The sequence below is a fragment of the Bacteroidia bacterium genome, assembly GCA_039924845.1.
GTDB lineage: Bacteria > Bacteroidota > Bacteroidia > DATLTG01 > DATLTG01 > DATLTG01.
Map to the genome: position 1 here is coordinate 1 of JBDTAC010000035.1, position 12,339 is coordinate 12,339.

Genomic DNA, 12,339 nt, shown 5'->3' on the forward strand with positions numbered 1-12,339 from the left:
ATGTTATTTGTTTGATGGCAGATGTTACTCGAGTGATGGCAGATGTTATTTGTTTGATGGCAGATGTTACTCGAGTGATGGCAGATGTCATTTGTTTGATGGCACATGTTACTTGTGTGATGACACATGTCATTTGTTTGATGGCGCATGTTACTCGTGTGATGGAGCATGTACACCTTGTGATGGAGCATGTACACTGTGTGATGGAGCATACTTTTAATAGGTACATCGTTACAACTTCACATTTTCAAATCATTTTCAATTAGCATTGATACATCTGCACATCGTTACATCTACACATTTATAAATCAGTCTTTTAAACAGTAACATTTTCTGCTTCCAGCAATTGTTGGAGATGAAGTTGGTAATAAGCACCTCTTTTATCGAGTAATTCTAAATGAGTGCCGCGTTCAATAATTTCACCTTTATCAAGTACAATAATTAAATCTGAATTTTTTACAGAAGATACACGATGACTGATAATGAGGGTTGTTTTCGTTTTCGCGATACCTTGTAAATTCCTCAATATTTTTTCTTCTGTTTCCGTATCTACGGCAGAAAGGCAATCGTCAAAAATAAGTATAGGGGCTTGTTTTAAAAGAGCTCTGGCAATGGAAATACGTTGTTTTTGTCCGCCCGAAAGTGTGATGCCGCGTTCGCCCACCATCGTTTCAAATTGCTGTGGAAATTCAATAATATTGGAATAAATAACGGCATTTTTGGCAGCTTCTTCAACAGCAGTTTTTTGTGCATCAGAATGCTGTGGAAGGGTAACAGAAAAAGCAATGTTGTTGTAAATACTATCTGAAAAAAGAAAAACTTCTTGCGGTACATAACCTATTTGATTGCGCAAATCAGACAAATTAGTTTGCTTAATGGATTGATGGTCAATTAAAATATCGCCTTCACTTACGTCGTACATTCTACAAATTAAATTGGCGATACTGGATTTTCCAGAACCTGTCCTGCCAATGATAGCAAGTGATTTACCTGGTTCTGTATGAAAAGAAACATTTTTTAAAGCGGTGATTCCTGAATCAGGATAAGTAAAATGAACGTTTTTAAATTCGATAAAACCTTGTATGGAAGAGCGTTTCTTTGTCGTATTACTAATTTCAGGAATGGTGTGCAAAAACTCATTGATACGCGTTTGCGATGCCGCAGCTCGTTGTATCAAAGAGGTAACCCAGCCGAGCGACGCCACAGGCCATGTCAATAAATTGACATAAATTACAAATTCTGCAATGTTTCCGATTGTAATTTTTCCGGCAATGGCTTCTTTTCCGCCAATATAAATGGTGAAAATGGTGCTTAAGCCAATCAGTAAAATCATAAAAGGCTGAAAGCTGGCATCTATTTTTACCAATGAAATATTTTTTTCTTTATATACAATACTCTCTTCTTCAAATTGTTTTTTGGAATAGCCTTCGCGCTGATAGGCTTTTAGAACGCGTATCCCAGAAAAACTTTCTTGTGCAATGGTGGATAATTTTGAAAGTTGTTGTTGTACCGAAGTGCTTTTTTTATTGATGGCTTCACTCACGTAATAAATGGTAATAACCAATATTGGCAAGGGAGCAAGTACATATAAAGTCAAGGTAACATCTACACTTAACATTTTGTGAATGGTTAAAGCAAACGTAATAATTGTATTGACAACATACATAATGGCAGGACCGATATACATTCGCACGCGACTGACATCTTCACTGATTCGATTCATTAAATCACCGGTATTGTTGCGTTTGTAAAAGGCGGAAGTTAATTTTTGATAATGCGCATACACTTCATTTTTTAAATCGTATTCGATTAAACGCGACATCACAATAATGGTTTGGCGCATAAAAAACAAGAAAATACCACTGATTAAAGCCATTAAAATAATAATGCCTCCGAAGTACAATAATTTTTCAGGAGAAGCTGAAGGATTCATCGCCATTGTTTTAGCATAATTAATCGCTGCGCCTACGTAAGGTGTGGAGTAAACTTTAAAATAGTTGGAAAGAATAATAAAGAAAATACCCAAGGACAAACGAATGCGGTATTTGTAAAAGTATTTGTTGATATGTGCTAATGATTTCAATTCAAAAAAATATTTTTTTAACGAGATAAAACAATGTTGGACTTATAATTTTGCTAGCTCCAAAAATTAATCTAATTTTGCGAAATTATTTTTAGAAAGAATGCAATCTGAAATTAAAATTACGCCCGCAAAGGTAGGCATATCATCCATATAAATTTTAAAACCGAAAAAAATATGTTGGAAGTAAAAAATGTGAAGAACACATCCTTGGCAGAAAATCCCGTTATTAGTCAGATGTTGAAATACAATCACGAACAAATCGTATTTTGTAACGATAGTGAAACAGGCTTGAAAGCGATTATTGCGATTCACAATACTGTTTTGGGCCCAAGTTTAGGCGGTACCAGAATGTGGAAATATGCTACCGAAATGGAAGCTTTGCACGATGTGTTGCGACTTTCGCGCGGAATGACTTACAAAGCTGCTGCTGCGGGATTGAATTTAGGTGGCGGAAAAGCAGTTGTAATAGGCGATTCAACAAAAGATAAGACAGAAGCCTTGCTTCGCAGATTGGGTAAATTTGTAGACAGTTTAGGTGGAAAATATATTACTGCCGAAGATGTTGGAATGACAAGTCGCGATATGGAATACATCCATAACGAAACGGATCATGTTACCGGATTGCCAGAATCTATGGGTGGAAGCGGAGATCCATCGCCAGTTACCGCTTACGGCGTGTACATGGGAATGAAAGCATCTGCGAAAGAATTATGGGGCAGTGATAGTTTGAAAGGAAAAAAAGTTTCGGTGCAAGGAATTGGTCACGTGGGCGAGAGTTTAGTGGAATATTTGGCGAAAGATGGCGTAAAAGTTTTTATTTCAGATATCAACGAAGAACGCTTGAAATCGGTGGCTAAAAAATACGGATCAGAAGTAGTTGCCGGAGATAAATTATACGATTTAGATGTGGATATTTACGCTCCTTGCGCTTTGGGTGCAACGGTAAACAACGATACCATCGAGCGTTTGAAATGCACTATTATCGCAGGTTCTGCAAACAATCAATTGGCAGATGAAAAAGTACACGGAGAATTGGTGATGAAAAAAGGTATTTTATATGCTCCTGATTTTGTTATCAATGCTGGCGGATTAATAAATGTTTATTCCGAATTGACAGGTTATAAAAGAGAAAGAGCGATGGCACAAACAGAAAATATTTACAATACCACGCGCGAAATTTTCAACATTTCTAAAAAAGAAAATATTCCTACTTATGTTGCTGCTAATCGTATTGCGGAAAAACGCATTGCAGATATTGGCAAGGTAAAATTATCGTTCTAAAAAATTATTTTTTCATCGTTCTAAACAATCGTTCTTCCACAGTATGCTCAACAGAAGGTATTTACGAATAAAAGTAATGCAGGCTTTGTACGCCTTCTTTCAATCGGAAGGTAAAGATTTGGCAAAAGCCGAAGTGGAATTGTTTCGCAACATTGATAAAATTTACGATTTGTACGTGCTGCAACTCCTGATTTTACCAGAAGTGAGAGACATTGCCGAAAATGTTTCGGAAGAAGCGAAGAAAAAAAGATTGCCTACCGAAAACGATTTGAATCCGAATCGGAAATTTTTAGACAATAAAATTATTTTGTTGTTACAGAATAATGAATTCATCGCAAAATATGCGGATGCTAAAAAATTAAATTGGCAAAATGAATACGATCTCGTAAAAAAAATCTTTACGAACATCAAAAACTCCAAAGAATACGAAGCCTATATTGCCGCTCCGGATGCTTCATTTAAAATGCAACAAGATTTTATTGTCGAAATGTACGAAACGTATGTGGCGGAATATGAAATTTTAATTCAACATTTTGAAGAAAAAAATATTCATTGGGGCGATGATATTTATTTGGTGCATCACTTAGTGGCAAAAACGATTGCAGCGTTAGAAGAAGATTCAGAAAAAAATTTTTCGCTGATGACTTTGTACAAAGATGCGGAGGAAGATCGGAAATTTATCAAAGATTTATTTCGTAAAACAATTTTGAACGACGAAGAAAATTCGAAAATAATTGCCGACAAAACCAGCAATTGGGATATGGAGCGTTTGGCTTTTATGGATTTATTATTGATGCGGATGGCTGTTGCCGAAGTGCTTTATTTTCCAAGTATTCCTGTAAAAGTAACGCTCAACGAATACATCGAATTATCGAAAATGTACAGCACGCCCAAAAGCAAAGTTTTTATTAATGGCGTACTCGACAAATTAGTTGCCGATTTCAAAGCGAACGATCAAATCAAAAAAGTGGGACGAGGTTTACTCGAGGAATAGAAAATTGTAATGGCTATTTTACTATTTTTGCGATAACAATTTATAATTAAGATCATGAAAAAAATATTTTTTTACAGCGTTGTTTTGTTTGCAAATGCAATTCTTTTTTCTTGCAATAATAGTACTGAAAATAAATCGCAAACAGTCAATGGAATCTCCACTGATATCGTAAATATTCCTTCTGGTACAAAAGGAAATGATAAAAGCGGAGCCACATTTGTACTTGCTGAAACGTCGCATGATTTTGGAAACATCACGCAAGGAGAAAAAGTATCGTACGCTTTTAAATTTAGAAATACAGGAAGTTCAGATTTAGTCATTTCTTCTGCCGTTGGAAGTTGCGGTTGCACCGTTCCTGAATATCCGAAAGGAGCTGTTCATGCAGGCGCAGATGGCGTTGTAAATGTAGTTTTTGACAGCGTAGGAAAATCTGGTAAAGTGGAAAAAACAGTTACGATTGTTACCAATTCGACACCCAATACTTCCGTGATTACGATTACAGCAAACATATTAGTACCAAGTGATAAACAATAATTAAAATCAAAATTAAACGATGAAAATGACGCATATTTTATTGATGACATCTCCTGGCGGACAAGGCGGAGGAGCAATGGGTTTAGTATTTCCGATACTATTGGTTGCTGTATTTTATTTTTTTATGATACGTCCGCAAACGAAAAAAGCAAAAGACCAAAAGGCGTTCAGAGCAAATCTTCAAAAAGGAGATAAAATTGTTACGATTGGTGGCATCCATGGTAAGATTATAGAAGTACAAGAAACTACTTTTACGATTGAAGTAGAAGGCGGAAATCGTTTACGCATTGAGCAATCAGCGGTAGCGATGGAAAATACGGCTTTGCTGAACAGCGATTCGTCGAAATAAAAAGAAAAATAGATTGAACGAAAAGCCATTGCAAAATGGCTTTTCGAATTTATATTCGAATTGGTTTTCAAAAAATTGAAATTGAAAATAAATTTTGTTGATATTGTAAACAACCTTCGTAACTTCAGCAATATTAAGCTGAGCAGAAGAGCAATTACATTTATTGTTTGTGTTTTAATTTCTACTTTTTTTTGGTTTATCATCGTGTTTTCAAAAAAATACACGGATACGGTTAGTTTTCCTGTGCGATACGTAAATTTACCAAGCAACAAAGTGCTTTCGAATGTGCTTGCGGACAATATTGATGCACAAATTTATACCAGTGGATTCAGTCTTCTTGGCTATAAAATAAACCCTGAAACCGACCCTTTAACAATTGATGTAAACGAGATAAAATCGTACACCAAAACGGATTTTTATTATTTAGCTACCAATTCAGAAATAGATAAATTATCGGCACAATTGAGTTCCGGAATTAAAATCATAAAAATAATTCCCGACACGATTTTTTTTGATTTTAGTCCGATGGTAAGCAAACAAATTCCTGTAAAATTAAATTCTGATTTGCAATTTCAAAGTGAGTTTCAATTGTCAGACAGCATAAAAATAAACCCCTCTGAAATTACTGTTTCGGGTACACAATCAGCATTACAAGATATTCATCAAATAGAAACTGAAAAACTTTCGCTGAAAAATATCAATAAAAATATTATTGTAGATGTGCCTTTATTGTTGAGCAGTTCCATGCAACAAATAACGGTATCAGCAAAAAAAGTTTCGATCAGCATTCCGGTTGCGAAGTATACGGAAGGTTCTTTTGATATTCCTGTTCAACTAATAAATATGCCGAATAATGTGAGCATGAAAATTTTTCCTGATAAAATAAATGTGCGGTTTTTAGTTGCTTTCGCAGATTATCAAACGATTACACCCGATGAATTTACTGCTGTAATTGATTATCAAGACATAAAAGAAGGATCGGATAAATTGAAAATAAGAATACAAAAATCGCCTGAAAAAATAAAATCGCTGCAATTAAATCCCGAAAAAGTAGAATATATTATTCGTAAATAAATGATAAAAGTCGGCATTACAGGTGGCATTGGAAGCGGGAAATCAACCGTGTGCGAAATTTTTTCGAAACTCGGTATTCCTATTTTTTATGCAGATAAAGAAGCGCGCGATTTATTATACTCGGATATACTTGTAATTGCTGCTATAGAAAAGGCTTTCGGGAAAATAATTTTTGACAGTAAAAATATAATCGATCGAAAAAAGGTAGCAGAAATTGTTTTTAAAGACGTAGATAAATTGCAACAATTAAATGCCATCATTCATCCCGCCGTTGTGAAAAAATTTGAAAAATGGACAGCTCAAAAAAATAATTTTTCGTACGTTATAAAAGAAGCTGCTATTTTGTTTGAAAGTGGTGCCAACAAAGGTTTGGATAAAATAATTTCAGTTACAGCACCTATGGAATTACGCATACAGCGTGTGATGCAGCGTGATAAGGTAACGAGAGGAATGGTAGAACAAAGAATGGGAAAACAATGGAGCGACGACAAAAAAATAAATTTGTCCGACTACCTTATTGTGAATGATGAAAAGGAATTGCTACTGCCACAAGTGTTAAAAATTCACGAACAATTAATCAATAAAAAATGAAAATTCTTTCGGATCAACAGCTTCGTGAAGCAGATGAATTTACGGTTTTGAATAATTCTATTTCTTCGCTAGATTTAATGGAGCGCGCCGCAAGTGCTTGTGTAGATTGGATTATAGCACATCTCGAAAAAAATAGTTCTATAAAAATAATTTGCGGTTGCGGCAATAATGGTGGCGACGGTTTGGCGATTGCTCGTTTACTTTCTGAAAAAGAATTTTCTGTAGAGGTTTTTGTTATCATGCATTCAGATAAATTTTCGGAGAATTTTATCGCCAATAAAAAGCGGCTTTCTGAAAAAAATATTTTACTTCAAGAAATTTCTGAAGTTTCCGAAATTAATTTTTCAAAAAAAGATTTTGTTATAGATGCCATTTTCGGAATTGGCTTAAATAGGAATGTGGAAGGAATTGCTAAAGATGTTATCGGGAAAATAAATAAAAGTCCCGTAACTGTTATCTCTATTGATATTCCTTCGGGTTTAAAATCAGAAGGAAAACAAGATTTCACAAAAAGCGCAATCGTAAATGCTGATTACACATTGACTTTTCAATCGCCTAAATTTTCTTTTTTATTTCCAAATTCAGGACAATTTGTTGGTGAGTTTTTTGTGATGGATATTGGTTTAAATCCACATTTTATTGAGGAACAAAAAACATCTAATTTTTATGTAACTCGAAATTTTATTCAACCCAATTTTATTCCGCGTAAAAAATTTTCGCATAAAGGAATATTCGGACATGTTTTTTTGCTTTCGGGAAGTTACGGAAAAATGGGAGCTGCGGTGCTTGCTGCTAAAGCTTGTTTGCGTTCGGGCGCGGGTTTAGTAACGGTTCATATTCCTCGCTGCGGATATGAAATTATGCAAACTGCTATTCCCGAAGCTATGGTGGAATGCGACAGTTCGGATGAATTTATTACAGAAATTAATTCTCTCGAAAAATATACTACAATTGCAGTTGGTCCAGGAATTGGAATGGAAAAGCAAACACAAAATATATTGAAATTATTGATTCAAAACACCAAAACACCCATGGTTATTGATGCAGATGCAATTAATATTTTATCAGACAATAAAACATGGCTGGCATTTGTTCCGCCCAATAGTATTTATACGCCACATCCCAAAGAGTTTGAGCGTTTGGTTGGGAAAGTCGAAGATGATTATGAACGTCATTTATTACAAAAAGAATTTTCCATCAAAAACAATGCTTTTGTTGTTTTAAAAGGCGCAAACACAGCGATTTCTTGTCCAGATGAAGAAGTGTATTTTAATTCAACTGGAAATCCGGGAATGTCGAAAGCTGGAAACGGAGATGCACTTACAGGAATTATTGCAGCTTTGTTGGCTAACGGTTATGAGCCGAAAAAGGCAGCCGTTTTGGGTGTTTATTTGCACGGTTTAGCAGGTGATTTGTCAGCTGATAAACACAGTCAAGAAGCAATGCTCGCTTCTGATTTAATCGAATCCTTAGGAACGGCTTTTCAAAAAATATTTTTTTGAAATAGAAAAGAATAAGTTATTTGATTAACGACAAAAAAGGGACAGTTGATTCCTCCTTTTTTGTTACCCATTCAGGTACGATGTAAAAAAATAGGAAGAGTTAAGCGTATTGCTGCTATCATTTTAGTGAGTAATAGCGTGTAATTATTTTTTGTACATTAGAAAATTATTTTTGAGAGCACCTTAAATTATGAATGATTCCATCCATCAGATACTCTTAAAATACTGGGGCTATTCGCAATTTCGTCCTTTACAGGAAGATATTATTTCCGCTGTGTTGGAAGGAAAAGATACGCTTGCTTTATTGCCAACAGGCGGTGGAAAATCCATTTGTTTTCAAGTGCCTGCGCTATTGAAAGAAGGAATATGTATTGTCGTTTCGCCGCTTATCGCATTGATGCAAGACCAAGTGGAAAACCTTCAGCAGAGAGATATTTCAGCCATAGCCATTACTTCTGCGATGCAAAAAAGAGAAATTGATATTGCCTTGGATAATTGTATTTATGGGAAAATTAAATTTTTGTATCTCTCGCCAGAGCGCCTCCAGACAGAGATTGTGCGTGTGCGTTTACAAAAAATGAAAATCAATTTAATTGCTGTAGATGAAGCACATTGTATTTCGCAATGGGGTTATGATTTTCGTCCTTCCTATTTGCACATTGCAGAATTGCGTGAACTACTTCCGAATGTTCCTGTGCTTGCACTTACTGCCACTGCAACGCCGCAAGTAGCAAACGACATTCAGCAAAAACTTTTTTTCAAGAAAGAGAATATCATTCAAAAAAGTTTCGAGCGGAAGAACCTTGCTTACGTTGTCATCAACGACGAAAACAAATTAGAGCGATTGAAAAAAATAATTTCCAAACTCAGCGGTAGCGGAATTATTTACGTTCGTAACCGAAAAAAAACAGAAGAGATTGCGCGCTTTTTAAATCAATATAAATCGGATGCGGATTTTTATCATGCTGGATTAAATAACACGCAACGTAGCGCCAAACAAGATAATTGGAAGAAAAATAAAACACGTATCATTGTTTGTACCAACGCCTTTGGGATGGGAATTGATAAACCCGATGTACGATTTGTGGTGCATTACGACGTTCCGGATTGCATCGAATCGTATTTTCAAGAAGCGGGCAGGGCAGGGCGTGATGAACAAAAGGCGTATGCTATTTTGTTGTATTCTGAAAGCGATCGCTACGAATTGGCACGTACCATTAACAATAATTTTCCGAGTATCGAGACCATAAATAAAGTGTATCAGTCGCTTGGTAATTACTTTCAATTGGCGGTGGGTAGCGGACAATTTGCTTCTTTTGATTTTGATATTTCTGATTTTTGCAATCGATTTGAACTGAATGCGTATCACGTTTACAGCGCATTAAAAATATTGGAAAAGGAAGAATATCTCACTGCCACCGAAGCTTTGCATCAACCTTCGCGCATCCATGTAAATGTGAATAAAGAAGAATTGTATAAATTTCAAGTTGCGAATTCTGGGTACGATAATTTTATAAAACTCCTGCTTCGCTCTTATACTGGCATATTCGACGGTTTCGTGAAAATAAATGAAAAAGAATTGGCGAGTCGTGCAGAAACTTCTAAAGAAAAAATAATCGAGTTGTTACATTTTTTAGATAAAATGAATTTGCTTGCCTACGTGCCGCAAACTGAGATGCCGCAAGTGATATACATGAAAGAGCGTTTGCCAATTGCTGATTTATTAATTTCCAAAGCGCACGTATCGGAGCAAAAGGAAAAAGCAGAAAAGCGGATGGAGTGGATGTTGCATTACGCTACAAGTATTCATAAATGCCGCAGTCGTGTGTTGTTGGCTTATTTTGGTGAAACAGAAACTTACCGTTGCGGAATTTGCGATGTGTGTTTGGAACGAAATAAATTGGATTTGAGTGAGCTCGAATTTGATACGATTAAAGAGGCGCTAACAAAGGAACTTCAAGAAAAAAAAATGTTGTTAAACGATTTGATCCATAGTATAAAAAATTACCGCGATGATAAAACCATTAAAGTAATTCAATGGCTTTTAGACAATGATGAGTTGGTTTATGATGAGGAGAATAAATTGCATTTGAAAAAATAATTTTTCAAACGTGTTTTTTGTGCTTCCTAAAATTATTTTTTCGAATTATTTTTAGGAATTGCATTAATTTAGTATTGCTGCTGAAAAAAAAATTCTATTTTTGCGCGGGGTAAGTCTTATACGACCAGCTCCTGTTCAACTCCCCCAGGTTCGGAAGGAAGCAAGGGCAAACGGTTGAGCGGTGCGATATGAGTAGCTTGCCCCTTTTTTTATTTTTTTTCATTCCAAATTTCCCACGCTTTTTCCGCTTGAATTTGCAACATTGTTAAGCCGTTTTGCGTGAGCGCATTTTTCTCTTTTCCTCGTTTCAGAAAAAAAGTTTCAGCAGGATTGTAAATCAAATCGTACAACAAATGTTCGGAAGTAATAAATTCGTAAGGAATTGAAGGAAATAAATCCACATTTGGAAACGCTCCCAATGGCGTTGTATTAATAATTAATTGGCAAGCTGCAATTACATTTTTATTGATTTCGGAATAAGAAAGAAAATGTTTTTTCGGAAACATTTTTTTCATTTCTTCCGCTTGGCGCGATGCAAAAATACATTCAACGCCCAATTCTTTCAACACAAATTCTACGGCTTTTGATGCTCCGCCCGTTCCTAAAATCAAGGCTTTGTAATGATTGTTGCGCAACAACGGTTTTAAGGATTCTTTAAATCCGTAAGCATCCGTATTATAGCCGCACAAATATTTTTTTTCGTTTTTGAATTCTATTTTTACTGTATTAACGGCTCCGATAATGCGTGCACTTTCTTCTATTTCATCTAAAAAAGGAATTATTTTTTCTTTGTAAGGGATGGTTACATTGAATCCTAAAAAATCTTTTTCAGCAGTTAATAAGTCAGTGATTTTTTCAATCTCCGACAAGGGAAATAATCGATAAGAAGCATCTGAAATAGTTTCTTTTCGGAATTTTTCAGAAAAATATTTTTCTGAAAATGAGTGAGAAAGGGATTTTCCAATCAAGCCATAAATTCGCATCCGAAAAAATATTTTTTTGAACGGTGAAAAATTAATTTTTGGCGGATGAAAAACGGTGTTTCAAAAATCCAAAAATAATGGGAACAACAGAAATCGCAATAATAACAAGCGTTGCCAGCGAAAAATGTTGTTGGATAAAAGCGTTGGACCCAAGTAAATATCCGGAAACGGTGAAAATACTTATCCACAGCAAATTTCCGATAATACTGAAACCAATAAATTTTTTGTACGTCATGCTTCCAACGCCTGCCACAAAAGGCGCGAACGTGCGGATAATAGGAATAAAACGCGCTATGATAATTGTTTTGCCTCCGTGTTTTTCGTAAAAATTGTGTGTCTTTTCCAAATATTCTTTTCGGATAAAACGATAATTTTTGTCGAACACTTTTGGTCCGATAAAATTACCGATAAAATAATTGGTGTTATCGCCCGCAAATGCGCTCAGAAAAAAAAGCGGCAACAACAATGCTAAATCCATCAAACCTAGTCCAGCAAGCGATCCCGCAGCGAAAAGCAAAGAATCTCCCGGCAAAAAAGGCGTTACTACTAATCCTGTTTCGCAAAAAATAATAGCGAATAAAATAAGATACGTCCACGTTTGATAATTCATCACAATGGATTTCAAATGTACGTCGATGTGCAAAATAAAATCCAAGAAATGACTGATTAATTCCATTTGAAAAAATATTTTTTTGAATGCAATTAGTAGATGGCTAAAGTGGGATCAATTTCTTTCGCGTACGCCAACAACCCGCCTTTTAAATTGTATAAATTGGTAAAACCGTGTTGAGATACAAGTGCCTGTACAACCGATCCAGAGCGGGCTCCGCTGCGACAATGAATAATT

General features: G+C 35.5%; 12 protein-coding genes and 1 other RNA gene. 10 read left to right on the forward strand and 3 right to left on the reverse strand.

Translation table 11 applies throughout. The features are described from left to right. On the forward strand, positions 1 to 266 hold a 266-nt coding region (locus tag ABIZ51_03950; protein ID MEO7087928.1), incomplete at its 5' end, for a hypothetical protein. A 50-nt stretch (positions 267 to 316) separates the two neighbouring features. Here the strand turns inward: ABIZ51_03950 and ABIZ51_03955 are convergent. Next, positions 317 to 2,083, reverse strand: coding sequence for an ABC transporter ATP-binding protein (locus tag ABIZ51_03955; GenBank protein MEO7087929.1), 1,767 nt, complete (start codon positions 2,081 to 2,083; stop codon positions 317 to 319). Positions 2,084 to 2,257: 174 nt separating this feature from the next. Here ABIZ51_03955 and ABIZ51_03960 point away from each other — a divergent pair, with 174 nt between their 5' ends. The 9 genes from ABIZ51_03960 (at position 2,258) to ffs (ending at position 10,715) form a co-directional block, all read left to right on the forward strand. Next, the gene (locus ABIZ51_03960; protein ID MEO7087930.1) at positions 2,258 to 3,364 is read left to right on the forward strand and encodes a Glu/Leu/Phe/Val dehydrogenase; all 1,107 of its coding nucleotides are present in this window, start codon (positions 2,258 to 2,260) and stop codon (positions 3,362 to 3,364) included. A 43-nt stretch (positions 3,365 to 3,407) separates the two neighbouring features. Further along, a complete protein-coding gene (gene nusB / locus ABIZ51_03965) occupies positions 3,408 to 4,358 on the forward strand; it encodes a transcription antitermination factor NusB (GenBank protein MEO7087931.1) in 951 nt (316 codons plus the stop codon). Between the two features lie 54 nt (positions 4,359 to 4,412). After that, the gene (locus ABIZ51_03970) at positions 4,413 to 4,892 is read left to right on the forward strand and encodes a DUF1573 domain-containing protein (GenBank protein ID MEO7087932.1); all 480 of its coding nucleotides are present in this window, start codon (positions 4,413 to 4,415) and stop codon (positions 4,890 to 4,892) included. 19 nt (positions 4,893 to 4,911) lie between these two features. After that, a complete protein-coding gene (gene yajC, locus ABIZ51_03975) occupies positions 4,912 to 5,241 on the forward strand; it encodes a preprotein translocase subunit YajC (protein ID MEO7087933.1) in 330 nt (109 codons plus the stop codon). 81 nt (positions 5,242 to 5,322) lie between these two features. Further along, complete coding sequence (locus ABIZ51_03980; protein MEO7087934.1) at positions 5,323 to 6,315, forward strand: CdaR family protein; 993 nt, start codon at positions 5,323 to 5,325, stop codon at positions 6,313 to 6,315. Then, on the forward strand, positions 6,316 to 6,906 hold the full coding sequence (coaE, locus tag ABIZ51_03985; GenBank protein ID MEO7087935.1) for a dephospho-CoA kinase: 591 nt from the start codon (positions 6,316 to 6,318) through the stop codon (positions 6,904 to 6,906). It abuts the gene before it with no gap. Further along, complete coding sequence (locus tag ABIZ51_03990) at positions 6,903 to 8,408, forward strand: NAD(P)H-hydrate dehydratase (GenBank protein MEO7087936.1); 1,506 nt, start codon at positions 6,903 to 6,905, stop codon at positions 8,406 to 8,408. The genes coaE and ABIZ51_03990 overlap by 4 nt, the downstream gene beginning before the upstream one ends. Before the next feature lie 190 nt (positions 8,409 to 8,598). After that, on the forward strand, positions 8,599 to 10,509 hold the full coding sequence (locus tag ABIZ51_03995; GenBank protein MEO7087937.1) for an ATP-dependent DNA helicase RecQ: 1,911 nt from the start codon (positions 8,599 to 8,601) through the stop codon (positions 10,507 to 10,509). Between the two features lie 107 nt (positions 10,510 to 10,616). Next, positions 10,617 to 10,715, forward strand: an RNA gene (ffs, locus tag ABIZ51_04000) — signal recognition particle sRNA small type. A gap of 3 nt (positions 10,716 to 10,718) precedes the next feature. Here the strand turns inward: ffs and ABIZ51_04005 are convergent. After that, positions 10,719 to 11,492, reverse strand: coding sequence for a shikimate dehydrogenase (locus tag ABIZ51_04005; GenBank protein MEO7087938.1), 774 nt, complete (start codon positions 11,490 to 11,492; stop codon positions 10,719 to 10,721). Positions 11,493 to 11,523: 31 nt separating this feature from the next. Continuing rightward, positions 11,524 to 12,168 (reverse strand): DedA family protein, encoded by a 645-nt coding sequence (locus ABIZ51_04010; protein ID MEO7087939.1) that lies wholly within the window; start codon positions 12,166 to 12,168, stop codon positions 11,524 to 11,526. Positions 12,169 to 12,339: the final 171 nt, after the last annotated feature.